Source organism: Mesorhizobium sp. M0663 (assembly GCF_040320585.1).
Classification (GTDB): Bacteria; Pseudomonadota; Alphaproteobacteria; order Rhizobiales; family Rhizobiaceae; genus Mesorhizobium.
Genome location: NZ_JAMYPX010000001.1, coordinates 574,732 through 596,584 on the forward strand (window position 1 = coordinate 574,732; position 21,853 = coordinate 596,584).

Annotated in this window: 24 protein-coding genes and 1 pseudogene; 6 read left to right on the forward strand and 19 right to left on the reverse strand. The window is 62.1% G+C overall.

The window, feature by feature from the left end:
- Positions 1-45: 45 nt before the first annotated feature.
- The 7 genes from NKI54_RS02790 to NKI54_RS02820 form a co-directional block, all read right to left on the reverse strand.
- The gene (locus NKI54_RS02790) at positions 46-516 is read right to left on the reverse strand and encodes a MaoC family dehydratase (protein WP_352690623.1); all 471 of its coding nucleotides are present in this window, start codon (positions 514-516) and stop codon (positions 46-48) included.
- On the reverse strand, positions 513-974 hold the full coding sequence (locus NKI54_RS02795; protein WP_352690624.1) for a MaoC family dehydratase: 462 nt from the start codon (positions 972-974) through the stop codon (positions 513-515). Before NKI54_RS02795 ends, NKI54_RS02790 begins: the two co-directional genes overlap by 4 nt.
- 133 nt (positions 975-1,107) lie before the next feature.
- On the reverse strand, positions 1,108-2,082 hold the full coding sequence (corA, locus tag NKI54_RS02800; protein ID WP_352637247.1) for a magnesium/cobalt transporter CorA: 975 nt from the start codon (positions 2,080-2,082) through the stop codon (positions 1,108-1,110).
- Positions 2,083-2,299: 217 nt separating this feature from the next.
- The gene (ychF, locus tag NKI54_RS02805; RefSeq protein WP_352637245.1) at positions 2,300-3,403 is read right to left on the reverse strand and encodes a redox-regulated ATPase YchF; all 1,104 of its coding nucleotides are present in this window, start codon (positions 3,401-3,403) and stop codon (positions 2,300-2,302) included.
- A gap of 77 nt (positions 3,404-3,480) precedes the next feature.
- Complete coding sequence (locus tag NKI54_RS02810; protein ID WP_352645069.1) at positions 3,481-4,044, reverse strand: hypothetical protein; 564 nt, start codon at positions 4,042-4,044, stop codon at positions 3,481-3,483.
- A 3-nt stretch (positions 4,045-4,047) separates the two neighbouring features.
- On the reverse strand, positions 4,048-4,773 hold the full coding sequence (gene pth, locus NKI54_RS02815) for an aminoacyl-tRNA hydrolase (RefSeq protein WP_352568009.1): 726 nt from the start codon (positions 4,771-4,773) through the stop codon (positions 4,048-4,050).
- Positions 4,774-4,796: 23 nt separating this feature from the next.
- Positions 4,797-5,441, reverse strand: a complete 645-nt coding sequence (locus tag NKI54_RS02820) for a 50S ribosomal protein L25/general stress protein Ctc (RefSeq protein ID WP_352575776.1) — start codon at positions 5,439-5,441, stop codon at positions 4,797-4,799.
- A 224-nt stretch (positions 5,442-5,665) separates the two neighbouring features.
- Here NKI54_RS02820 and NKI54_RS02825 point away from each other — a divergent pair.
- A pseudogene (locus tag NKI54_RS02825) lies at positions 5,666-5,761 on the forward strand (alpha/beta fold hydrolase); the annotation flags it as partial.
- 65 nt (positions 5,762-5,826) lie between these two features.
- On the opposite strand, the gene NKI54_RS02830 reads toward NKI54_RS02825, so the two are convergent.
- Together NKI54_RS02830 and NKI54_RS02835 are read right to left on the reverse strand one after the other, a co-directional pair.
- On the reverse strand, positions 5,827-6,576 hold the full coding sequence (locus NKI54_RS02830) for an SDR family oxidoreductase (protein ID WP_352456918.1): 750 nt from the start codon (positions 6,574-6,576) through the stop codon (positions 5,827-5,829).
- Between the two features lie 207 nt (positions 6,577-6,783).
- On the reverse strand, positions 6,784-8,028 hold the full coding sequence (locus NKI54_RS02835) for an MFS transporter (protein WP_352586780.1): 1,245 nt from the start codon (positions 8,026-8,028) through the stop codon (positions 6,784-6,786).
- 128 nt (positions 8,029-8,156) lie between these two features.
- Here NKI54_RS02835 and NKI54_RS02840 point away from each other — a divergent pair, with 128 nt between their 5' ends.
- The gene (locus NKI54_RS02840) at positions 8,157-9,038 is read left to right on the forward strand and encodes an AraC family transcriptional regulator (protein ID WP_352690626.1); all 882 of its coding nucleotides are present in this window, start codon (positions 8,157-8,159) and stop codon (positions 9,036-9,038) included.
- A 97-nt stretch (positions 9,039-9,135) separates the two neighbouring features.
- Here NKI54_RS02840 and NKI54_RS02845 read toward each other — a convergent pair whose 3' ends face one another.
- The 6 genes from NKI54_RS02845 to lgt all read right to left on the reverse strand — a co-directional run bounded on the left by NKI54_RS02845 (position 9,136) and on the right by lgt (position 15,030).
- Positions 9,136-10,071 carry a ribose-phosphate pyrophosphokinase gene (locus tag NKI54_RS02845; protein WP_023678427.1) on the reverse strand — a complete coding sequence of 312 codons (936 nt, stop codon included), beginning with the start codon at positions 10,069-10,071 and terminating at the stop codon, positions 9,136-9,138.
- A gap of 253 nt (positions 10,072-10,324) precedes the next feature.
- The gene (locus NKI54_RS02850) at positions 10,325-10,945 is read right to left on the reverse strand and encodes a hypothetical protein (protein WP_352568005.1); all 621 of its coding nucleotides are present in this window, start codon (positions 10,943-10,945) and stop codon (positions 10,325-10,327) included.
- 54 nt (positions 10,946-10,999) lie between these two features.
- A complete protein-coding gene (locus NKI54_RS02855) occupies positions 11,000-12,151 on the reverse strand; it encodes a M24 family metallopeptidase (RefSeq protein WP_023678425.1) in 1,152 nt (383 codons plus the stop codon).
- On the reverse strand, positions 12,151-13,023 hold the full coding sequence (gene pgeF, locus NKI54_RS02860) for a peptidoglycan editing factor PgeF (RefSeq protein WP_352586942.1): 873 nt from the start codon (positions 13,021-13,023) through the stop codon (positions 12,151-12,153). The genes NKI54_RS02855 and pgeF overlap by 1 nt, the downstream gene beginning before the upstream one ends.
- Positions 13,024-13,093: 70 nt before the next feature.
- Positions 13,094-14,182: a class I SAM-dependent methyltransferase gene (locus NKI54_RS02865; RefSeq protein WP_352568004.1), complete on the reverse strand. Its 1,089-nt coding sequence runs from the start codon at positions 14,180-14,182 to the stop codon at positions 13,094-13,096.
- Positions 14,179-15,030, reverse strand: coding sequence for a prolipoprotein diacylglyceryl transferase (gene lgt, locus NKI54_RS02870; protein ID WP_352450498.1), 852 nt, complete (start codon positions 15,028-15,030; stop codon positions 14,179-14,181). The genes NKI54_RS02865 and lgt overlap by 4 nt, the downstream gene beginning before the upstream one ends.
- Before the next feature lie 131 nt (positions 15,031-15,161).
- Here lgt and NKI54_RS02875 point away from each other — a divergent pair, with 131 nt between their 5' ends.
- From NKI54_RS02875 to NKI54_RS02885, 3 genes are all read left to right on the forward strand, one after another.
- Positions 15,162-15,464: an accessory factor UbiK family protein gene (locus NKI54_RS02875; protein WP_352469829.1), complete on the forward strand. Its 303-nt coding sequence runs from the start codon at positions 15,162-15,164 to the stop codon at positions 15,462-15,464.
- Positions 15,465-15,795: 331 nt separating this feature from the next.
- A complete protein-coding gene (locus NKI54_RS02880) occupies positions 15,796-16,296 on the forward strand; it encodes a type III secretion system chaperone family protein (RefSeq protein WP_352690628.1) in 501 nt (166 codons plus the stop codon).
- Positions 16,297-16,302: 6 nt separating this feature from the next.
- A complete protein-coding gene (locus NKI54_RS02885) occupies positions 16,303-16,662 on the forward strand; it encodes a tRNA-binding protein (protein ID WP_352568003.1) in 360 nt (119 codons plus the stop codon).
- Between the two features lie 12 nt (positions 16,663-16,674).
- On the opposite strand, the gene NKI54_RS02890 is transcribed toward NKI54_RS02885, so the two are convergent.
- From NKI54_RS02890 to NKI54_RS02905, 4 genes are all read right to left on the reverse strand, one after another.
- Positions 16,675-17,697: a glycosyltransferase family 4 protein gene (locus NKI54_RS02890; RefSeq protein ID WP_352568002.1), complete on the reverse strand. Its 1,023-nt coding sequence runs from the start codon at positions 17,695-17,697 to the stop codon at positions 16,675-16,677.
- Positions 17,698-17,902: 205 nt separating this feature from the next.
- Positions 17,903-19,318, reverse strand: coding sequence for an ATP-binding protein (locus NKI54_RS02895; RefSeq protein ID WP_023678416.1), 1,416 nt, complete (start codon positions 19,316-19,318; stop codon positions 17,903-17,905).
- Positions 19,319-19,369: 51 nt separating this feature from the next.
- Positions 19,370-20,089 carry a response regulator gene (locus tag NKI54_RS02900; RefSeq protein WP_023678415.1) on the reverse strand — a complete coding sequence of 240 codons (720 nt, stop codon included), beginning with the start codon at positions 20,087-20,089 and terminating at the stop codon, positions 19,370-19,372.
- Positions 20,076-20,603: a MarR family winged helix-turn-helix transcriptional regulator gene (locus tag NKI54_RS02905; RefSeq protein WP_023678414.1), complete on the reverse strand. Its 528-nt coding sequence runs from the start codon at positions 20,601-20,603 to the stop codon at positions 20,076-20,078. Before NKI54_RS02905 ends, NKI54_RS02900 begins: the two co-directional genes overlap by 14 nt.
- A gap of 249 nt (positions 20,604-20,852) precedes the next feature.
- Between NKI54_RS02905 and NKI54_RS02910 the strand changes: the two genes are divergently transcribed.
- A complete protein-coding gene (locus NKI54_RS02910; RefSeq protein WP_352568001.1) occupies positions 20,853-21,746 on the forward strand; it encodes a branched-chain amino acid aminotransferase in 894 nt (297 codons plus the stop codon).
- The last annotated feature ends 107 nt before the right edge of the window (positions 21,747-21,853 follow it).

Genomic DNA, 21,853 nt, shown 5'->3' on the forward strand with positions numbered 1-21,853 from the left:
CGTTTCTTCCTTCTCCCCTTCTTGTGGAGAAGGGAAGAACTCCGCTCACTCCACCTTCACCAGCACGGCACTTTCGAATTCGATGACCTTGTCGCCGGTCGAATCGAAGGCCTCCGAGCGGAGCGTCAGCAGCCGCCAGCCCGGTCGCGAGGCGATGGGGCGATGGGCCAGCGCGGTGCGGGTGAAAGTCACGGTTTCCCCGGCATAGACAGGTTTGTGCCATTTGAGGTTCTTGAAGCCGGGCGAGGGACCGAATTCCGGCACCGGCCCGGGACCGGGCCAGCGGGCGACCTCTGCCTCTATGCCAGCCTGGAGGTTCAATTTCATCCAGGTGGCGGCGGTGTGCCAGCCCGAGGCGCAGAGCCCGCCGAATATGCTGTTCCTCGCCGCCTCTTCATCGATATGGAATATCTGCGGATCGTATTTGCGGGCGAACGCCTTGATCGCCTCCGGTTCGAATCGATGCGAACCGAGCGTGACGGTGATACCGATGCAGAAGAATTCGTCGAGGCTCACGCGTTGCCCTCGCGGGTGAGGAACATGACGGTGTTTTCGAGCTCGAAAACACCTTCGCCGCGCTGATTGAACAACTCGCTGCGCATGGTCACCAGGCCAAGGCGGGGTTTCGATCTGGACAGTCGCTTGGCAAGGACGGTGGTGCTGCCGGTCAACAGGTCGCCGGCCAGGACCGGCCGTTTCCATTTGACCTGGTCGACGCCCGGCGCGCCCTGGGAGGTCGAGTCGAGCAGGAAGGCATCGCACAGCATGCGCATGAACATGGCGCAGGTGTGCCAGCCCGAAGCCGCCAGCCCGCCGAGGATGCTGGCCTTGCCCGCGGCCTCGTCGAGATGCATCGGCTGGGCATCGAACTCGTTGGCGAATTCTATGATTTCAGCGGCGCTTACCAGCTTGGTGCCGAGGTCGAGCGAAGCGCCCTCGACAAAATCCTCATAAGCCCAAGTCTTTGTGGTCATGGTCTGGAAATCCTGTTCAGGATTGTACGATCGCTACGGGTCCGGTCCCGGATGCAGGCAGGGCGGCATTTGGTCAAGCAATTTCTAGTGCGCCAGCCCGCTGCGCCCAAGCCGCAGCGCGGTATTGACGACCCTATAGCCAGCCGCGGCGGCGGAAATACCAGAAGGGCAGGATTGCCGAAAGCACCATCATGCCGATGGCGAAGGGATAGCCAAAGTGCCATTTGAGCTCGGGGATGATGTCGAAATTCATGCCGTAGATCGAAGCGACAAGCGTCGGCGGCAGGAAGATGACAGCGGCGACCGAGAAGATCTTGATGATGGCGTTCTGCTCGATCGAGATCATGCCGAGCGTCGCGTCGAGCAGGAAGCTGATCTTCTGCGACAGGAAGGTGGCGTGGTCGGCGAGCGACAGGACGTCGCGCGACAAGGTCTTGATGCGAGCGCGGCTGTCCTTGCTCATCCTGCTTTGCGTGGAGGCATGGGCGAGAAAGCCGGCAAGGCGCTGCAGCGAGATCAGGCTGTCGCGGATCGAGGAGGCGAGGTCCTCCTTGCGGCCAATGCCTTTCAACAGCTCCTGGAAGTCGCGGTTGCGCTTGGAAACCTTGGTCGAGCGTGCCTCGAAGATGTCGCGCGAGATCGCCTCGACGTCGCGGCCGGCGCGCTCCAGAATGTCGGCGAGGCGGTCGACGATCGCCTCCAGCAGTCCGATCAGGATGGTGTCACCGCTGGTGCAACCGGTCGCCACCTTTTCGGCGCGCAGCGGAAAGGTCTTGAACGCCTTCGGTTCGTGGTACCGCACGGTGATCAGCCTGCTGCCGGCGAGCACGAAGGTAACCGGCGACATCAACGGATCGTTCACCTCGGTCTGCGCAGGCAGAATGGCGGTCATGAAGTAGGCGCCGTCCTCGACGTAGAGACGGCTCGAGATCTCGATCTCTTCCATCTCTTCGCGGGTCGGAACGGCGATGCCGAGCCAGGTCTCGATTGTCGTCTCTTCTTCCTTTGTCGGGTTGAAGAGGTCGACCCAGACGACAGTGTCGCTGTTTTGCAGGAGATCGTCGACCAGGCGCAGGCGATCATTGTCGACGACGAAGGCCTTGATCATCGCCGGGTCTCCCTTGCTGTTGCCAAAGAGCGTTCGTTTGGAGGGGGCGCGTCAGTCACATCGCACGGACACGGGCAGGCGAGGCGCGAGGCCGGTGCAGAGGCCCCTTAGACCCCGCACGATGGCCCGTCAAGCAGCGCAAGAGGCACTGCGACACCCTGCTTTGAAGTTTGTCATCGAGCGACGGCAATGGTGACCATTGGGCTTCCTCGCCGGTTCAGGTGTTGAACTTGAACAGCATGATGTCGCCGTCCTGGACGATATACTCCTTGCCTTCGTCGCGCGCCTTGCCGGCCTCCTTGGCCGCGACTTCGCCGCCCAGCCTGACGAAGTCGTCATAGGCGATGGTCTGGGCGCGGATGAAGCCGCGCTCGAAATCGGTGTGGATGACGCCTGCCGCCTGCGGCGCCTTGGCGCCCTTGTGCACGGTCCAGGCGCGTGTCTCCTTGGGGCCAACGGTAAAGTAGGTGATGAGCTGGAGCAGCTCGTAGCCGGCGCGGATGACCTTGTTCAGGCCGGGTTCGTCCAGACCGAGCGTTGCCAGGAATTCCATTTCCTCTTCGTCCGAGAGCTGGGCGACCTCGGCCTCGATCGCCGCGGAAATCACAACGGTGCGGGCACCTTGCGCGGCGGCCAACTTCTCGACCGCCCTGGTATGCGCGTTGCCGGTGGCGGCATCGGCTTCCGCGACGTTGCAGACGTAAAGCACCGGGTGTGAGGTCAAGAGATTCAGCCCCTGCAGGATGCGCAGATCCTCAGCCGAGATGCCGTTGAGCAGGATGCGGGCGGGCTTGCCGGCCTGCAGCAGTTCAAGCGCCGCTTCCATCATCGGAAGTACGGTCGCTGCTTCCTTGTCCTTGCCGGCGGCACGCTTGCGGATCTGCACGATGCGGCGCTCAAGGCTGTCGAGGTCGGCAAGCATCAATTCGGTTTCGACGGTCTCGGCATCAGCGACAGGATCGATGCGGCCCTCGATATGGGTGACGTCGTCATCCTCGAAGCAGCGCAGCACATGGACGATGGCGTCGACCTCACGGATGTTGGCGAGGAATTGGTTGCCAAGCCCTTCGCCTTTGGAGGCGCCACGCACCAGGCCGGCAATGTCGACGAACGAGATGCGGGTCGGGATGATCTCCTTCGACTTGCCGATCGCGGCGATCTTCTGCAGGCGCGGGTCGGGCACCGCCACCTCGCCGGTATTCGGTTCGATGGTGCAGAACGGATAATTGGCGGCCTGCGCCGCCGCCGTCCTGGTCAACGCATTGAAGAGCGTCGACTTGCCGACATTGGGCAAGCCAACGATGCCGCATTTGAAACCCATTTTTGTCTGGTCCTATCGGGAAATCGAAATTTGATCAGGGCTATGGGCGAAAGCGCCGATGATCGTCAAGGCGCAATTCAATTCAGACGCTGCGCGATGTCATCGGTGCCTATCGCCAACGAACGAACGCCGGACCTGCTCAGTATTTGTAGAAGATGCCAGAACGCGTCGACCTCAGCGGTTCCGAAATCGATGGTCAGTTGCCCGTCGAGCAATTGCGCACTGTGAATGACGTTTCCGACGGTCTCCGATGTTTCACGCTCGCCATCGATATCGAACCAGCCGCGAAACCATTCGTCGAAGAGATCGCCGTCGAGCTCATTTATAGGGAATTTAAAATGAACCTCATCCCACCTGAAAGGTGAGATGAGGACATCCATTCCACCCATCCCGGCGTGAATATCCGGAGAGAATTTCACATAGGAATCGCTGTTGATGAATTGCGGATTTGGCTGTCCGTCATTACTGACGAAATCAACCGCGATGAAATTTCGATAGAAGGAATCGACGTTCGAAAACTTGATTTCGGTCGCATGCGATCCTTGGCTGTTGCGAGCAAGTTCGCCGGCAGCGGCGACGAAATAATCAACATACTTCTGTCTGATGAGACGGACCAATTCCTGAATGTCATCCAGATCCATGGCTCAGTCCTTGCCGCCAAAAAGCTTCTTCAGCATGGCCGCCATCGGGCCGGTTTCGGGCAGCTTGGCCGCCGGCTGCTGCGGCCGCGCCTGGCGGACGTGGCTTTGCGCCTTTGGCGCCTTGGGCGGCGGGCGATCGTCGTCGTCCGTCGGCGTGAGCTTGTCGCGCAGCGCCAGCGTCACGCGGTTCATGAACGAATTGTCGTCGCCCTTGGCAAGCAATCCGGCACCATCGGCGATTGCGTCGAGCAGCACGTCCAGCCATTCGCGGTCGCCCTTGGCGAAATCGCCAAGCACATGGCCGTGCACCATTTCCTTGACGCCGGGATGGCCGACGCCGATGCGCACACGGCGAAAATCCTTGCCGACGTGCTGGTCGAGCGAGCGGATGCCGTTGTGGCCGCCGGAACCGCCACCGACCTTGACCCGCACCTTGCCGGCGGCAAGGTCGATCTCGTCATAAAAGACAGTCAGCGCCGAAGGGCCGAGCTTGTAGAAGCGCAAGGCTTCGCCGACCGACTGGCCGGACAGGTTCATGAAGGTCTGCGGCTTGATCAGGATCACCTTTTCGCCGGCAAGCGTGCCTTCGGCGATCAGACCCTGGAATTTCTTCGACCAGGGCGAAAAGGAATGGCGGCGGGCGATCGCGTCCGCCGCCATGAAGCCGACATTGTGCCGGTTGTTGGCGTATTTCGCGCCCGGATTGCCGAGGCCTGCAAAGACAAGCATCGTCGCCTCCGGGCGGGAAGGGGTTACTTCTCTTCGGCGGCAGGAGCCGCTTCGGGCGCAGCCGCTTCAGTCGTCTCTTCCGCAGCCTCCGGCTTCATCGCCGAGGAGCCGGCAATGGTCGCGATGGTGAAGTCGCGGTCGGAGATCACCGGCTTGACGCCGGCCGGCAAGGTGACGGCCGAAATGTGGATCGAATCGCCGATATCGGTACCGGTGAGATCCACGATGATGAAATCCGGGATCGCATTGGCCGGGCAGTGGAACTCGACCTCGTGGCGCACGATGTTGAGCACGCCGCCGCGCTTGATGCCGGGCGACTTATCTTCATTGATGAAGTGCACGGGCACATCGACGTTGACTTCGGTATCCTTGCCGATGCGCAGGAAATCGACATGGACAGGGAAATCCTTGACCGGGTCGAGCTGAAAATCCTTGGGCAGAACCTGGATCTTGTTGCCGTCGACATCGATCGTGGCGACCGTGGTCAGAAACCCGCCGCCATGGATCTTGTAGTAGATATCCTTGTAGGTCAGCGCAATCGCCAGGGGAGGCTGCTTGTCGCCGTAAATCACTGCAGGCACTTTACCGTTGCGGCGAACTGCACGGGCGGACCCCTTACCGACCTGTTCGCGCGCTTCGGCCTTGAGCTCGTAAGTATCGTGGCTCATGGCATTTCCTTTCGCGTTGTTCTGGAGCGCTCACGGCCGGCAACGTGCCGGGGCCGTAAACGTCGAAAGCCGCCGGGCCTGCATATCCGAAAGCCGGCAGCCGCATAAGCAAGCGGACCTTTGTTCGGGATCACAAGGGAAGGCAGCCTTCCGCCGCGTTGCCTCCAAGGGTGTCTACGCGGGTGGCGGCTCTATAGCCGAAGGCGGGAAAGGGTGCAAGTCATGGCAGGCGACAGGTCTACAAGGGTTTCCCCCATAGTATGGCGACCACCCATGCCGATGTTATAAACACCGACATGCTGGCCTTCTTCAGGGCGTAAGGCCTTTCAGAACGCAACAAAAAACCCGCCATCTGCGGGTGATCTCGTGTCAGGTCGTGCCGATGTCAGGCGATGCTCAAGCCGCCATCGATCAGCATTTCCGCACCGACCATGAACGGGCATTCGTCCGAAGCAAGAAAAACCACCGCGTTGGCAATTTCCTCGGCGGTTCCGAAACGACGGGCAGGCACCAGGCCGACCACAGCTTTCGCACGCGCCTTCGCCGCTTCGGGGTCCAGCCCAAGTTTGTCGTTGAGCGGAGTGTCGATCGGACCCGGGCTGATCACATTGGCGCGAATACCGCGTTCTATCAGTTCGCCCGAGAGCGTCCGGGCGAGCGAAATCATGCCGGCCTTGGCCAGCGCATAGACGTGCGTTCCAGCCATTCCCATATGCGCGTTGACCGAGCCGCTGAGGATGATCGACGACGGGTTCGAAAACAGCGGAACGAGCGCCTTGACCAGGAAGTACGGCCCCTTGAGGTCGACGTCGATGCTCCTGTCAAACGCGGCCTCGGTCCAGTCGCCAAGCGGGCGCAGGTCGGCGATACCGGCATTGAGGAAGAGAGCGTCGAGCTTGCCGAAGGTTTCCTCGATCCGCCGCGCTATGTCGTTCTGGGCAGCAGCATCTCCGGCGTCGGCGGCAATGACAAGCACATCACTGCCGAGGATGGTGCGCGCCTCCTCGAGACGGCTCGCATTTGTTCCGGTGATAGCGACGCGCGCACCTTCCTCGATGAAACGTCGCGCCGTCACCAGGCCGATGCCGCTGGTGCCGCCGGTAATCAATGCGGCCTTGCCTTTTAGTCTGGACATAAGCGAATTGCCTTTCCTGGCGCGGAGCGCTGCGCAGCATCAGGGTTGAGCCCGGTGTATGTTCAACTTGAAGGCGCTGCTGACCAAAATTTTGCCTTCAGGGGTGACCCTCTCTAACAGGCTTTTCACCCGGCGTATGGTGAAAGAGTCATCGAGGGCGCGGCAACTGTCGCGCACTCGTATCAATTCCGAAAGATGAACTGATTTTTAGCTGGCCGCCGCCTCCATCTTCCTCGCTTCCTTCATGTTAGGCAGGAGGACCGTCAGCAGCCCGAGCAGCGGCAAATAGGAGCAGACCTGGAAGACGAAATCGATGCCCTTCATGTCGGCGACGACACCAAGCACGGCGGCGGCGATGCCGCCCATGCCGAAGGCGAAGCCGAAGAAGATGCCGGCGATCATGCCGACGCGGCCGGGCACCAGTTCCTGCGCGAAGACGACGATGTTCGAGAAGGCCGAGGACAGGATCAGGCCGATCAGCACGGTGAGAACCATTGTCCACTCGAAATTGGCGTAGGGCAGGGCCAGGGTGAAGGGCAGCACTCCGACGATCGAGAACCAGATCATCGCCTTCTGTCCGTAGCGGTCGCCGAACGGGCCGCCGAGCAGGATGCCCAGGGCCGAGGCGCCGAGGAACAGGAACAGCATGACTTGCGACATCTGCACCGAAACGCCGAATTTATGGATGGCATAGAAGGTGTAGTAGCTGGACAGGCTGGCGATGTAGGCGTTCTTGGTCAATACCAGCAAGGTCAGCATCGCCAGCGCGCCCAGGACCTTGCGGCGCGGGAAAGGCGAGACGAAGCCTGCCCCCTTGCGGGTGCCCTGTGCGGCGCGCAGGCGGCTGTACCAGCCGCCAACCTGCCACAGCACGATGATGCCGATCAGCGAGCCGCCGGCAAACCAGGCGATGCTGGTCTGGCCGAAGGGCACGACGATGAAAGCTGCCAGCAGCGGACCCATGGCCTGGCCGAAATTGCCGCCGACCTGGAACAGCGACTGTGCCAGACCGAACCTGCCACCAGAGGCGAAGCGGGCGATGCGCGAGGATTCCGGGTGGAAGATCGCCGAGCCGATGCCGATCAGCGAGGCGCCGATGAGGAGCAGCGAGTAATGTCCGGCATAGGCCAGCACGACCAGCCCGATCAGCGAAGAAGCCATGCCGTAGGGCAGCGAATAAGGCATCGGCCGCTTGTCGGTAATCATGCCGATCACCGGCTGCAGCAAGGATGCCGTCACCTGGAAGGTGAAAGTCAAAAGGCCGATCTGCCAGAAATCGAGACCGTAATTGTCCTTCAGCAGCGGATAGATCGCCGACAGCAGCGACTGCATGATGTCGTTGATGCAATGGCAGAAGCTCACCGCCAGGATGACGGTGAAGGCCGTCGCCTGAGCTGAAATGTGGCTGGCCGCTGCCGGCTTGGCGTCGGCGGTTGCTGTGGTATCGGTCAAGGCAGGCTCCGTGGTCTTTTTAGCGGGCGCTTCCGCAGGCGGTCTTATAGGCCGCAGCCTTATACGTTGCTTGTCACGCGACTTCTTTCGTGGTTTGGTCCAATAGTTTCGCAAGTGGGCCATAGCTGATGCCGCATGGCAGGGAAATGTTCAGAGCGGGCGACACCGATCTCGGGCTGTTGCATGAGCGTCGCTGGCAATGGCTGGAGCAGGCCGTAGGGCCGGCAGTGGCGCTGCCGACCGAATATCCGGACGGCTACCATGTGCCACGGCACCATCATAGCCGCAGCCAGTTGCTGCACGCGCTGGTCGGTGTCGTGCTGGTGACGACGCGGCATGGGCGCTGGATGGTGCCTCCGGACCACGCGATGTGGATCCCCGCCGGCACCGAACATTCCGTCGAGATGCTGGGCGACGTCAGCATGCGGTCCGTCTATGTGATGCCGGAGGCCATTCCCGGCCTGCCGGACGGGTTGCGTGTCGTCGGCATCACCGACCTGATGCACAGCCTGATCGTGGAATCGGAAAAGCTGCCGCAAGGCGCCGAGCTGGAGGGGCGGGGCGGGCTGATCATGAAGCTCCTGCTGCACGAAATCCCGCACCTGCCGGAACGGCCGCTCGGCCTTCCGTTCCCGTCCGATGCAAGGCTGGCGACGCTGTGCCGGCGCTTCGTCTCGGCACCGTCACCGCATGCGACGATCGACGAGTGGGCCGCTATCGTCGGCATGAGCCGCCGCTCTTTCACCCGCGCGTTCCACCGCCAGACCGGATTGTCGCTGTCGACCTGGCGTCAGCAGGCCTGTCTGTTCGCGGCGCTGCCACGGCTGGCCGACGGCGAGCCGATCACGAGGGTGGCGCTCGATCTCGGCTATGACAGCGTGCCGGCGTTCATCACCATGTTCAAGCGCATGCTGGGAGCCTCGCCACGCGGTTACATGCGGGGCGCCCGTGATGCTGGCGAAGGTGTGCGACGAATAAGCGGTCCGGCTCGGCCTGAGTCGCAGCCCTGAAGGGCGTCGCGTTCGACCGGCCTCATGCGAGGCGCTTTGGGTTCTTGATTTTATGCATGTCGTTATCGCAAAACCGCTGCACTTTGCGCGACACGCATCAATCGAACAGGCTCGACACCGATTCCTCGGTCGCCGTGCGCGAGATCGCCTCGCCCATCAATTCGGCGATGGAGATGACGCGGATATTGGCGGCGTCCAGCACTGCCTGGGTCGGCTGGATGGAATCGGTGATGACCAGTTCCTGCAGTTTCGAGGCGCCGATGCGGGCGATGGCGCCGCCGGACAAAACGCCATGGGTAGTATAGGCGGTGACACTGGTGGCGCCGTCGGCAAGCAGCGCATCGGCCGCATTGCACAGCGTGCCGCCCGAATCGATGATGTCGTCGATCAACAGGCAATCCTTGCCGCGCACGTCACCGATGACGTTCATGACTTCCGATTCGCCGGGGCGCTCGCGGCGCTTGTCGACGATGGCAAGCTGGGCGTCGATGCGCTTGGCGAGCGCGCGGGCGCGGACCACGCCGCCGACATCCGGCGACACCACCATGACATTGGCAAGCTGCTTGTATTTCGCTTTTACGTCGCGGGCCATGACCGGCACGGAAAACAGATTGTCGGTCGGGATGTCGAAGAAGCCTTGAATCTGGCCGGCATGGAGATCCAGGGTCAGCACCCGGTTGACGCCCGCCCTCGTGATCATGTTGGCGACCAGCTTGGCCGAGATCGGTGTGCGGCCCGAGGCACGGCGATCCTGCCTGGCATAGCCGAAATAAGGAATAACCGCAGTGATGCGCTTGGCCGAAGAGCGCATGAAGGCGTCGATCATGATGAGCAGTTCCATCAGATGATCGTTGGTCGGGAACGAGGTGGACTGCAGGATGAAGACGTCCTCGCCGCGCACATTCTCCTGGATCTCGACGAAGATTTCCTGATCGGCGAAGCGCCTGACGCTGGCCTTGCCCAGCGGAATGTTGAGGTAGCGGGCGACTGATTCGGCCAGCACCCTGTTGGAATTGCCCGCGAAGAGCTTCATGCACCGTTCCTGGCGAAGGATTGAGAGACTCCGATAGCACTCCAGCCTCTTAGTCGGGCTTTTAGCGGCCCGCGCCGGTATTGCAAGCGTCGTGAATGGGAATCCGCCGGCTAATCTCAATAAACGCTTACGGCTTGAGCATGCGGCGATAGAGCCAGTTCCATGCCGACGGAATCGGGATAGCTTCTAACTTTCAGTCTGAGCATGCTCTTTTCCGAAAACCGGATTCCACTTTTCGGAATCACGCTCCAGGTCAGCCGGCGCCGCCGCCAAGCCAGGTGGCGAACTGGTCGATTGTCTGGTCGGCAATTGCCTGCATGGTCGCCGGCTCGACCGCCGCCCAGCCTTCGCCGCCGCCAACAGAGGGCGCCTTCTGTTGGCCGTTGATGCGATGCAGCCGGTTGCCGGCCGGGTCATAGATGTCCCAGACGTAGATGACGGTGGTGTCCTTGCCTTCCGTCATGGTCGAGAAATAGCCCTTGAGCACATGCGTAGGGGTCTGGTCGGTGCTGCCGGCCAAGGTGATGCCGCGCTGCCTGGCGCGTGTCTGAAGCTCGGCGGTCAGCGGTGTCGCGGCTTCTACTGAGGCGCCGACGATCGGCGCCACCTGCAGCCGGGTCCGCGCAATGGCAGCCGCGCTTTTGGCGGGCGGCACGGCTGCTGCAGCGGAAGGCTGCGCTGTATCTGCGGTTTGCGCGGTGCCGGCAGGCTGAGCCGGAGTTGCGGGGGGCGTTGCGGCACCTCCGGCTCCGGAGAGCGATTGCGTCGATTGCGGGGCAATGGCCGAGGGTTCGAGAACGTCCTTCGCATTGGTGCAGGCCGCCAGTGCCAGCGCCACGAGCAATGACACGGTCGTCACATGCGATCGTCTCATTAGCCTGAAAACTCCTTGGCGACGAACGCCCCTCACACTCTTTCCATTATGGATTCACTGCACGATCAAGTCGAGATCATGGCGGGACAGCGGCTTCGGCTGGGATTCGGTGGTCAGATAGGTGCGGCCAAGCGTCATCGCGGTTTCGGTTTCGGAGTCCATGATGATCATATGGGCGAACAGCGTCATGTTCGGTGCAATCGGTTCGGGATTACCCTGATAGAACATCGGCATATCCATCCAGGACGGGGTGAAGCGGGCGCCGAGCGAATAGCCGCAGGCATTGAGCCGGTGCTTGGTCAAATTGTGGGCTTCGAGGGTGCGGGCATGGGCGTCGAACACGTCGCCGAACGTATTACCGGGCGTCATCGCCTTCTCGACTGCAAGTAGCGCGGCGCGGGCGGCATCGAACAATTCCTGGTGGCGTTTCGATACCTTGCCGGTCAACACCGTGCGCATCATTGCCGCATGGTAGTGGTGGAAGACACCGGCCCATTCGAGCGTCAGCTGGTCGTTCTTGGTGAGCTTGCGGCGACCGGCCTTGTAGCGGCAAAGCAGGGCGTCGACTCCGGAGCCGATGATGAACTCGTTGGCCGGATAATCGCCGCCGCCGGCAAAGATCGCACCTTGCATGGCGGCGAGGATCAGCGCCTCATCGCCGCCCTGCTTGATCAGCGGCAGTGCTGCGTCCAGCGCGTCGTCGGCCAGATTTGCGGCTTTTTCCGCCTTGGCGATTTCTGCCGGGCTCTTGAACAGCCGTAGCCGGCTGACAATGCCGGAGGCATCCGCGATCTGCCCGAAGGTCTGCAACTGCTCGTCGAGGCGCCGGCCATTATAGGCGGTCAGGCCGTGGGTGTCGTATTCGACGCCGATCCGGGCGCCGAGCAGGTCAAGCTCGTTGAGCAGATTGCGCAGATCTACCGCCGGATTGGCGCCGTTGCGGTCCGTCCACAAAACGATGTTGTCGATGATCGAGGTGTGGCGCGCCTGGCGCAAGTCGGCCGAACGCGTCAGCAGCACCATCGAGCCGTCGGCCTTGACCACCAGGCACTGGAAAAAGCAGAAGCCGAAGGTGTCGTAGCCGGTTAGCCAATACATGCTTTCCTGGGCAAACAGCAGGACGGCGTCGAGCTTCTTTTCGGCGATCTCGATCATCAGTCGATCGCGCCGCGCGTCGAATTCCGAGCGTTCGAAATGCAGCGCCATCAGTCAGCCTCCAAAACGATTGCCGAAACCTGCCGCCCGTAGTCGGGCTCGTTGCGATGCGTGCTGCGCCGATAGGAGTAGAAAAGCTCTTCCTCGGCATAGGTGCAGCGGCCAAGTCCTTCGGCGTTGACGCCGCCCTTGGTCAGCCGGTCGACCGTGTAGCGGTTGAGATCGAACATCGCGTGTCCGGCATTTGCGGAGGGCGCGAAATAGCGAGCATTGCCGGCATCGGCGTCGACGAAACGGGCGACGAATTCCGGTCCGACTTCGTAATTCCGTGGGCCGATCGAAGGACCGAGCACTGCGACGATGCGGTCGCGCCGGGCGCCGAGGCTTTCCATTGCCGCGATGGTGTTTTCCAGCACTCCGGTGAAAGCGCCTTTCCAGCCGGCATGGGCGGCGCCGATAATGCGCGCCTCGGCGTCGGCGAAGAGGACCGGTCCGCAGTCGGCGGTCGAGGCACCGACGGCAATGCCCGGCCGGTCGGTGACAATGGCGTCGGCCTTGGGCCGCTCGCCGGCAAAAGGCTCCCTGGCAATGACGACGTCCGGCGAATGAACCTGGTGAGCGGTCAGCAGATGGTTTGCAGGCACGCCCATCCATTCGGCGACCCGGCGGCGATTCTCGCGCACCAGCGTCTGGTCGTCGTTCGAGCCGGTGCCGATGTTGAGGCCCCGGTAGATGCCGCTGGAAATGCCGCCGACTCGCGTGAAGTAGCCGTAGCGGATGCCTTGCGCCGTTTCCAGCAAGGGCGACCGAACGGGATCCGGTTTGGTCTGATTCAGCATGGCGGCTTTGTTGTCCGTATGGGTGATTTCGTCAAGCGAGTTGAAGGGGCGCAGTTGAAGGCTGGTCAGTTGAAGGCTGGTCAGTTGAAGGCTGGCGCAGTTGATGTCGGGCGCTAGTCGGAGACGGGAGAGTGAGAGAGGCGGCAGCGAAAAGTCAATCCGTGCTTGGAAACGGCGGAACGGCAATGCCGGCGGGGAGGACGGCAAGCACCTTGAAGAGTTCGCCCATGGCCAGCGGGCCGGCCAGGCGCTCGACGTCGGCCGCGATCTTTTCGCGAGCTGCCTCATCGGCATTGGCGCCGAGCCGGCCAGCTCGTTCGAGAAGCCCCATCTTGAGCAGGAATTCACCTTGCGTTGAGAGGTGGGCATCGAGGCTGTGTGCCCGAACGGTTGCCGCGAGGGCAGCGAAATCGACATGGGCTGTGAGATCGGCCTGCCCCGGATTGGCCAGCACGTCCTCATGACCATGCTTGCGCAAGGCCTGCAAGGTGTCGCCGATCCCGGGCTGGAGGTGACCATAGTCGAGAAACAGGCCGGCGCCGCCAAATCCGGCAAGTCGCCCGGCGATGGCCGCCATCAGGGCGGCGCGGGCTGGCGCCACCTCGACGATGGCACCTTGCGGCGCATTCTCGGCACCCTCCGGCAGCAGCATCGGGTCAAGCGAGCCAGCGCCGACGAAAAAGCGCAGCCGGTTCGCATCGTCGAGACCGATCATCCGCTCGCGCCAGCCGGCCCCAGCGCGGACGAACTGGCGGATGGGCACCGCGTCAAACAGCTCGTTACCAACAATCAGAAGCGGCCCCTGCGGTAGTGTGTCGACGGCCTCATGCCAGGCGATGGTGGCCGACGTCCCGGCAAGCGTTCGTTTCTGGACCTCGGTCAACCGCAGACTGGTCTCGATCAAGGCGAACGATGCGCTGGCGGTAAGCGTCGGATCGAGCCGCGAAAGCGTGCGCAGCATATCTCTCATCAGCGTGCCGCGGCCGGGGCCTATTTCGGCGATGGCGACCGGCGTCGGCCGGTGGATCGCCAGCCACGCCTGATAGAGCCAGATGGCGACCAGCTCGCCAAACATCTGGCTGACCTCCGGCGCGGTGACGAAGTCGCCGGCGGCGCCGAACGGCTCACGTGTCGTATAATAGCCGTCCTGCGGATCGAACAGGCAGAGCGCCATGTATTCGCTGATGGGGATCGGTCCCACGGCACCGATCAGCTCGGCGATGCGGGTCTTCAGCCGCGTCATGCCGGCTGCGGTTTTGTCACCGGCTTGGCTGTAGCCATCGCCCAGATGCCGGCCAGCACCATCGGCAGTGACAGCACCATTCCCATGGTCAGCCAGCTCGTGCCAAGGAGGTAGCCAAGCTGCTGGTCGGGCTCGCGAAAGAATTCGACGAAGATGCGCGAGGCGCCATAGCCGGCGATGAAGGCGCCGCCGACGAAGCGCGGCGCCTTCAGCTTGAGCCGCGAATGGGTGAGGAAGCGCAGGACAAGGAACAACACCAGCCCTTCGAGCAGCGCCTCGTAGATCTGGCTCGGATGGCGTGCAAATGGGCCGCCATTGGGGAATTCGAATGCCCATGGAACGTCGGTCGGCCGGCCCCATAGTTCGGAATTGATGAAGTTTGCCAGGCGAACGAGGCCAAGCCCCACCGGCACGCCGGCGGCAACCACGTCGAACAGCGACCATGTGCGGATGCCACGAGACCGGGAAAACAGCGTCATTGCGAGAATGACGCCGATCAGGCCGCCATGAAACGACATCCCGCCCTGCCAGACGGCGACGATATCGAGCGGATTGGCAATGTAGCGCGGCAGGTCGTAGAACAGCACGTAGCCGGTGCGTCCGCCGAGCACCACACCGATGGCTGCCCAGACGATGAAGTCATCGAGGTCGACGGGCTTCATCGGCAGGGTGCCGTCGGGCCACAGTTTTGGGTTGGTGACGAGGCGCTTGGCATACCACCAGGCGAACAGAATGCCGACGATGTAGCCGACGCCGTACCAATGCACCGCCAGCGGTCCGATCCGGACGATGACCGGGTCGATGTTGGGAAAGGGCAGGGCGGCCAGCGGCAGCAAATATTCGCTCAACAGGGTCTCCGGGTTCCCAATCAGGTTCGGGCGCGGACCATGCGGCAGGCTTTTGGCGCGGTCAAGGCAAGCATATGCTTGCATTCCGAATCGCGCGCCACTACGTCAATTCGACCAAGCGAGGATTTGCCATGGCGACCGGACCGAACCGCATTCTCGATGAATTCGCCAAGCTGATGACCGATGCAGCCGGTGCCGCGCAAGGCGTGCGGCGCGAGGTGGAGACCGCCTTCAGGGGCCAGGCCGAGCGCATACTCAACTCCATGGACGTGGTGCAGCGCGAGGAATTCGAGGCCGCTCGCGACATGGCGGCGAAGGCCAGGGAAGAAAACACCCGCCTCGCCGCTCGCATCGAGGCGCTTGAGGCCAGGCTTGCCGAATTGACCGGTCAACCAGCGCCTGCGGCTGCGTCAAAGCCGCGTGCAAAAAAATAACAAGAAATAAATCGTTAAACTTTTCCACAAAGCCGGATCGCAAAAAGCGCTTTGTCGTGAATCGCTTACCGGTACTGCGTGAATCTTTGTGACAGCGCCTTTCCACATGCGAATGACGCAGTGCGAAAAATTTGGCTGGTCACGCGACTCCCGATCAATAGACTGAATTTGTTGCATGATTCGGAGCAGGGTCATGCGCCGGGCGGTGGGGTCCGGTCCGGGGTCTTTGCGTTGACGAAGTCCTGGCCGTCCGAGTTCTAGGCAGAATTGTTCGAGTGTGCCTCTCCAGCGGAGCGTGTGGTGGCGCTCCCAGAACGACAGGAAGCATTTCATGGAACTTCTCGAACTCGAATTCTCCCGCGAAATCCATCCGGTGGATGTTATCGAGCAGGTGGCGCACAACAACGATTGGTCCTTCGAGCGGGCCGGCGACGACGAGATCTCGATCTCTGTTGCCGGAAGCTGGACCGACTACCACGTTTCATTCTCCTGGATGGAGGACTATGAGGCGCTGCACCTGGCCTGCGCCTTCGACATCAAGGTCCCGGAGGCGCGCGCGCTCGAGGTGATGCGGCTGCTTTCGCTGATCAACGAGCAGATGCTATTTGGCCATTTCGACCTCTGGGAGCAGGAAGGCGCCATCATGTTCCGCCAGTCGCTGCTGCTGGCCGGTGGGGTCGAGCCGTCGAGCCAGCAGGTCGAGGTGCTGCTGTCGTCGGCGCTGGAGGCCTGCGAATGCTATTTCCAGGCGTTCCAGTTCGTCGTCTGGTCAGGCACTTCGGCCAAGGATGCGTTGGCCGGCGTGCTGTTGGAAACCTACGGAAACGCCTGACCGTCGATGAGTTCGAGCAACGCGCGAAAACCCGAGATCAGCTTTGCCGATTTCGACCGCATCGACATCCGCGCCGGCACGATCGTCGAGGCCGAGCCTTTTCCCGAGGCGCGCAAGCCGGCGATCAAATTGAAAATCGATTTCGGTCCCGTGATCGGGGTGAAGAAATCCTCGGCCCAGATCACGAAATATTATACGCCCGAAACCCTGATCGGCCGGCAGGTGTTCGCGGTGGTCAATTTCCCGCCGCGTCAGATCGGGCCATTCATGTCGGAAGTGCTGACGCTCGGCTTTCCTGACGAGGAGGGCGCCGTCGTCCTTGGCGCGATCGAGCGCAAGGTGCCGGACGGCGGCAGGTTGTTCTAGCTGCGCTGTTGTTCACGCAGCCAGTTTACGCCTGGTACCCAGCGCCTCTTCGACCGTTTCCATGAACATTTCCGCGCAGGCCTTCCAGCTGTAGCGCATCGCGCGTTGCCGCGCCTCGGCGCGGTCGACGTGAAGGGCGGCGAGCGCTGCTTGCCGCAGGTCGTCCGACACCGCGCCGCCGATGCCGTCGCCGACGATATCGATTGGTCCGGTGACGGGATAGGCTGCGACCGGCGTGCCGCTGGCCAGCGCCTCGATGATGACGTTGCCGAACGTGTCGGTACGGCTGGGGAAGACGAAAACATCGGCCGAGGCGTAGATCTCGGCCAGTTCGTCGTTCGGACGATGGCCGAGGAAATGGGCATCGGGATATCTGGCCTTCAGCTTCGCCAATTCCGGCCCTTCGCCTACGACCAACTTGCTGCCGGGCAGGTCGAGGTCGAGGAAGGCCGGCAGGTTCTTTTCGATCGCGACGCGGCCGACGCAGAGGAAGATCGGTCCGGGGAATCCCAGGTCCTTTCTTTTGTCCGGCCGAAAATGATCGGTGTCGACGCCGCGCGTCCACGGCCGGAGCTTGGTGAAACCGCGCGCCGCAAGATCGTTGGCAAGCGACTGTGTGGCAACCAGCGTGCCCTGTCCTGAATTGTGGAAATCGCGCAGCCAGCGATAGGCCCATGCTTCAGGCACCGGCAGGCGTGCGCTCAGATATTCCGGAAAACGTGTGTGATAGCTGGTCGTGAACGGGCGGCCGGCGTTGCGGCAGTAGCGCCGGGCCATAATGCCGAGCGGTCCTTCGGTGACGATATGGATGTGGTCCACCTTGCGCGCCTCGATCAGCCGCGCCACGCGGTGCGGCGTCGTCAGCGCCAGCCTGATATCGGGATAGGTCGGCAGAGGCAGGGTGCGAAAGATATTCGGCGTCAGGAAGTCCGTCTCGATATCGAAGGATTTCAGGGTCTCCGAGAGGCGCTCCAGCGTGTGGACGACGCCGTTGACTTGCGGGCGCCAGGCGTCGGTGACCATCAGGATGCGCATGGCGGTCCCTTGGCGGCAAGCTTGATTGGCTTGCCGCGATGCCTGAACGGCGACCACGCCGCAGCTCTGGCGTCGCACCAGCGCACCCGGGCAGGCGCGGGGTCGAAATGAGGCCGCAGGGCCGAATCAATCAGGATTGCGCGCTTCATTGGCGCTCTTCACCATGGTTTCATGACGGGCCGATGAAGGCCGGGTGTCGCTGCCGTCAAGCGGGGACCTTGATCACCGCCCGAAGGCCGCCGAGCGGGCTGCGTTCGAGGACGATGTCGCCGCCATGGCTGCGGGCAATGTCACGTGCGATGGAGAGGCCAAGGCCGGTGCCGCTGGCGTCGAGGTTGCGGGCCTCGTCGAGCCGCACGAACGGCTTGAATACATCCTCCCGCTTTTCGGGCGGAATGCCCGGACCGTCATCGTCGATGGTGACGAGCAGCGAACCGCGCCCATGATTGGCATTGATCTCCACCGTCTTGGCATAGCGGAATGCATTGCCGACGACGTTGGACAGCAGCCGGGCAAAGGCATTGGGGCGCACGTGCACATGCGGATCGCCGACAAGCACGGTCGACAGCTTGCGCTTGCGCAGCGCGGCTTCCTCGCGAAGCTTGTCGAAGAAGGCTTCGAGATCGAACTGACCTGCGTCTTCCGAAGCTTCGCCGCGTGCAAAGGCAAGGTAGCCTTCCAGCATCGACTGCATGTCGTCGATGTCTTGGTCGAGTGCCTGGGTATCGGCCGCCTTGGTCCCGGCAAGCGCCAATTGCAGTTTGAAGCGGGTGAGGATGGTCCTCAGATCGTGGCTGACGCCGCTCAGCATGGCGGTACGCTGCTCGAGCTGGCGTTCGATGCGTTCGCGCATCTGTATGAAGGCAAAGCCGGCGCGGCGGACTTCCTCGGCTCCGCGCGGGCGAAAATCGCGCGGCATCGGCCGGCCCTTGCCGAAGCTCTCGGCCGCCTCGGCCAGCGTCAGAATCGGCCGGATCTGGTTGCGCAGGAAGGGAATGGCGATCATCAGCAGCACCAGCGAGGTGCCGACCATCCAGATCAGGAAAATATGGGTGTTCGATGCATAGGCCTGGCTGCGGCGCACGAAGACGCGCAGCACCTTGTTCTCGAGCTGGACGCGGACCTCGACGATATTGGAATTGCCGACCGTATCGATCCAGAACGGACGGTTGATCTGGCGGGTGATCTCGGACGAAAGGATCTCGTCGAGGATCGAGAAGAACGGCTTTGGCCCGGGAGGCGGCAGCGGGTCGGGCGGCAGGAGGTCGACCTTCAGCTGCATGCGATCCTGGGCGATGCGGATGACGTTGGCGTAGTCGGCGTCGTGAGGATAGGTCTCTATCAGGTCGATGATGGCGGCGATGTCGCGCACCGTGGCCTGCGACAGGCGCTGCGTCACGGTCTGCCAGTGGCGCTCCATGAAGACAAAGGCGACGACCGACTGCAGCATGATCATCGGCGCGATGACGATGATCAGCGAACGGGCATAGAGCCGCTTCGGCATGTAAAGCGACACCAGGCGCCAGAAACGGTTCCAGGCGCGCGGCACGGCCTTGAGCGCCCGCGTCGCGCGAGCGCTCAAGCCGCCATCTCCCGGCCGTTCGAGTTGCGTGGTCGCCATTCGTCTTTTCGCTCACCGGCGGCCCGGCAAAGGACCGCTGTCGGCGACATTCTATTCCACGCTGAGCCGATACCCAATACCGCGCACTGTCTGCAGCCAGACCGGATTGGACGGATCGCGTTCGATCTTGCGGCGGAGCCGATTGATCTGGACGTCGATCGTGCGCTCGCCGACCTCGGATTCATCGCCGACAAGCTCATGCCGCGGTATCGTTTCGCCGGCACGCGCAGCGAAGATCGCCAGGATTTCCTGCTCGCGGTCGGTCAGCTTGAGCGCCTCGCCGCCGCGCTTCAGCTCACGCCTGGCGATCTGGAACGTATAGGGGCCAAAGACCAGCTGTTCGACCTTAGGCGTTGTCGCGGGGCCGCCGCGGCGCAGGATATTGTTGATACGCAGGATCAGCTCGCGCGGGTCGAACGGTTTAGGCAGATAGTCGTCGGCGCCGGCCTCGAGCCCGGTGATCCGGCTGTCGGTTTCGGACAGTGCGGTGAGCATCAGGATCGGCACGTTTTTCTCCGCCCGCAGCGCCTTGGTGAGGTCGACGCCACTTTCACCCGGCATCATGACGTCGAGCACGATCAGATCGAAGTCGAGGCCGGCGAGCTTGCGCCGCGCCTCGCCGGAATTTCCGGCGACGGTGACGCGAAAGCCGTTTTCGGTCAGATACTGTTTCAGAAGATTGCGGATACGGGTGTCGTCGTCGACCACCAGCAGATGCGGCGCGTCGTCTTCCGGTGCTGTCGGATGATCAACCCTCTCAATGGTCTCCATGGTTTTTCCCTGACATCTTTGCGGGCACAATGTCGATCTGCGCCCTTAGTTCCGGATTGACCATCGCTTCAAGGAACCGTTCGATAACGGCGCGTTCGGTGGCTCCGGAATCTTCCAATGCAGCATGGATGCGGCGCGACTGTGGCCGCGCCAGCGCCAGCGCCAGGGCACGGCCCTTGGCCGTCGGGTAGAGTTCGCGCTGGCGGCGGTCGCGAGGGCCCTGCAATTGCACGATATGGTCGGTGTCGATCAGTTGCTTGAGCACGCGCGCCAGGCTCTGCTTGGTGATCTTGAGCACGTCGAGGAGCTCGGCGACCGTCAGCCCGGGCCGGCGATTGACGAAATGCAGAACCCGGTGATGGGCACGGCCAAAACCGTATTCGGCCAGGATCTGGTCCGGATCGGAGGTAAAGTCGCGATAGGCGAAGAAAAACAACTCGATGATGGCGAAATCGATGCCGTCCTCGTCGGTGATCGCCGTCCTGATCGGTTCTGCGGCTGCGTGGCTCGTCATCTTTTCTCCGTGTGAAGCAGGAAATTATGTCAGCACTATTGACGTATTTTCCGCGCGATGGTAATTTTTGGCAAGCTTTTCGGCGGATTGCGAACGAAAAGGCAAGCGAAGCCGTTTTTTCCGGAACTTCCTGAGTTTGCCAGACCTTAAATATCCGCCTACGCTTTGACACAATGGCCGCCCGCAGCGGCCGAGGCGAAACACGCAACGACACAATGATGTGCGGGCTGCCGCCCGCGGGAGGTTACCATGGCATCCGTTCCCTTCGACCAACTGGACGGCTTTATCTGGATGAACGGCGAGTTCGTCAAATGGGCCGACGCCAAGATCCACGTCTTGACCCACGGGCTGCACTACGCCAGCGCGGTATTCGAGGGCGAGCGCGCTTATGGCGGCGAAATTTTCAAGCTGACCGACCACACCGAACGCCTGCATGAATCGGCGCGCCTGCTTGGCTTCAAGATACCCTACTCGGTCGCCGAGATCGACGACGCCTGCCGCACGCTGTTGAAGAAGCAAGGTTTCCAGGACGCCTATGTCCGGCCGATCGCGTGGCGCGGCAGTGAACAGATGGGCGTTTCCGCACAGAACAGCCGGATCAACTGCGCCATCGCCATCTGGCAGTGGCCAAGCTATTTCGACCCGGCGCAGAAGCTCAAGGGCATCCGGCTCGACATGGCCGAATGGCGCCGCCCCGACCCGCGCACCGCACCGTCGAAATCGAAGGCGGCCGGCCTCTACATGATCTGCACCATGTCCAAGCATGCCGCCGAGGCCAAGGGCTATGCCGACGCCATGATGCTCGACTGGCGTGGCCAGGTGGCGGAAGCGACAGGCGCCAACATCTTCTTCGTCAAGGACGGCAAGATCCATACGCCCAAGCCTGATTGCTTCCTCGACGGCATCACCCGCCGCACGGTCATCGACCTTGCCAAGGACCGCGGTTTGGAGGTGATCGAGCGCGCCATCATGCCGGAGGAGCTTGAAGGCTTCCACCAGTGCTTCCTCACCGGCACGGCGGCCGAGGTGACACCGGTTTCGGAGATCGGTCCGTACCGATTCGAGGTCGGCGATATCGCCAAGACATTGATGAACGACTATTCTGCGGCGGTTCAACCCAACCACGCGATTGCTGCAGAATAACGAAAGTCACAGGTTTTTTATCAAGTAGGGGCGGTTTTCGGGCCGCCCCTTTTATTTAAGCGTTTGCGCATTTGACTTTCATTCAATTCGGCGTCTCATGATGGCGT

What these genes read in the sequence shown, in the direction of transcription:
- NKI54_RS02795 (WP_352690624.1), bottom strand. Translation starts at nt 974, where the DNA reads ATGACCACAAAGACTTGGGCTTATGAGGATTTTGTCGAGGGCGCTTCG.
- corA (WP_352637247.1), bottom strand. Translation starts at nt 2,082, where the DNA reads ATGATCAAGGCCTTCGTCGTCGACAATGATCGCCTGCGCCTGGTCGAC.
- ychF (WP_352637245.1), bottom strand. Translation starts at nt 3,403, where the DNA reads ATGGGTTTCAAATGCGGCATCGTTGGCTTGCCCAATGTCGGCAAGTCG.
- NKI54_RS02810 (WP_352645069.1), bottom strand. Translation starts at nt 4,044, where the DNA reads ATGGATCTGGATGACATTCAGGAATTGGTCCGTCTCATCAGACAGAAG.
- pth (WP_352568009.1), bottom strand. Translation starts at nt 4,773, where the DNA reads ATGCTTGTCTTTGCAGGCCTCGGCAATCCGGGCGCGAAATACGCCAAC.
- NKI54_RS02820 (WP_352575776.1), bottom strand. Translation starts at nt 5,441, where the DNA reads ATGAGCCACGATACTTACGAGCTCAAGGCCGAAGCGCGCGAACAGGTC.
- NKI54_RS02830 (WP_352456918.1), bottom strand. Translation starts at nt 6,576, where the DNA reads ATGTCCAGACTAAAAGGCAAGGCCGCATTGATTACCGGCGGCACCAGC.
- NKI54_RS02840 (WP_352690626.1), top strand. Translation starts at nt 8,157, where the DNA reads ATGCCGCATGGCAGGGAAATGTTCAGAGCGGGCGACACCGATCTCGGG.
- NKI54_RS02845 (WP_023678427.1), bottom strand. Translation starts at nt 10,071, where the DNA reads ATGAAGCTCTTCGCGGGCAATTCCAACAGGGTGCTGGCCGAATCAGTC.
- NKI54_RS02850 (WP_352568005.1), bottom strand. Translation starts at nt 10,945, where the DNA reads ATGAGACGATCGCATGTGACGACCGTGTCATTGCTCGTGGCGCTGGCA.
- NKI54_RS02855 (WP_023678425.1), bottom strand. Translation starts at nt 12,151, where the DNA reads ATGGCGCTGCATTTCGAACGCTCGGAATTCGACGCGCGGCGCGATCGA.
- NKI54_RS02865 (WP_352568004.1), bottom strand. Translation starts at nt 14,182, where the DNA reads ATGACGCGGCTGAAGACCCGCATCGCCGAGCTGATCGGTGCCGTGGGA.
- NKI54_RS02875 (WP_352469829.1), top strand. Translation starts at nt 15,162, where the DNA reads ATGGCGACCGGACCGAACCGCATTCTCGATGAATTCGCCAAGCTGATG.
- NKI54_RS02880 (WP_352690628.1), top strand. Translation starts at nt 15,796, where the DNA reads ATGGAACTTCTCGAACTCGAATTCTCCCGCGAAATCCATCCGGTGGAT.
- NKI54_RS02885 (WP_352568003.1), top strand. Translation starts at nt 16,303, where the DNA reads ATGAGTTCGAGCAACGCGCGAAAACCCGAGATCAGCTTTGCCGATTTC.
- NKI54_RS02890 (WP_352568002.1), bottom strand. Translation starts at nt 17,697, where the DNA reads ATGCGCATCCTGATGGTCACCGACGCCTGGCGCCCGCAAGTCAACGGC.
- NKI54_RS02895 (WP_023678416.1), bottom strand. Translation starts at nt 19,318, where the DNA reads ATGGCGACCACGCAACTCGAACGGCCGGGAGATGGCGGCTTGAGCGCT.
- NKI54_RS02900 (WP_023678415.1), bottom strand. Translation starts at nt 20,089, where the DNA reads ATGGAGACCATTGAGAGGGTTGATCATCCGACAGCACCGGAAGACGAC.
- NKI54_RS02905 (WP_023678414.1), bottom strand. Translation starts at nt 20,603, where the DNA reads ATGACGAGCCACGCAGCCGCAGAACCGATCAGGACGGCGATCACCGAC.
- NKI54_RS02910 (WP_352568001.1), top strand. Translation starts at nt 20,853, where the DNA reads ATGGCATCCGTTCCCTTCGACCAACTGGACGGCTTTATCTGGATGAAC.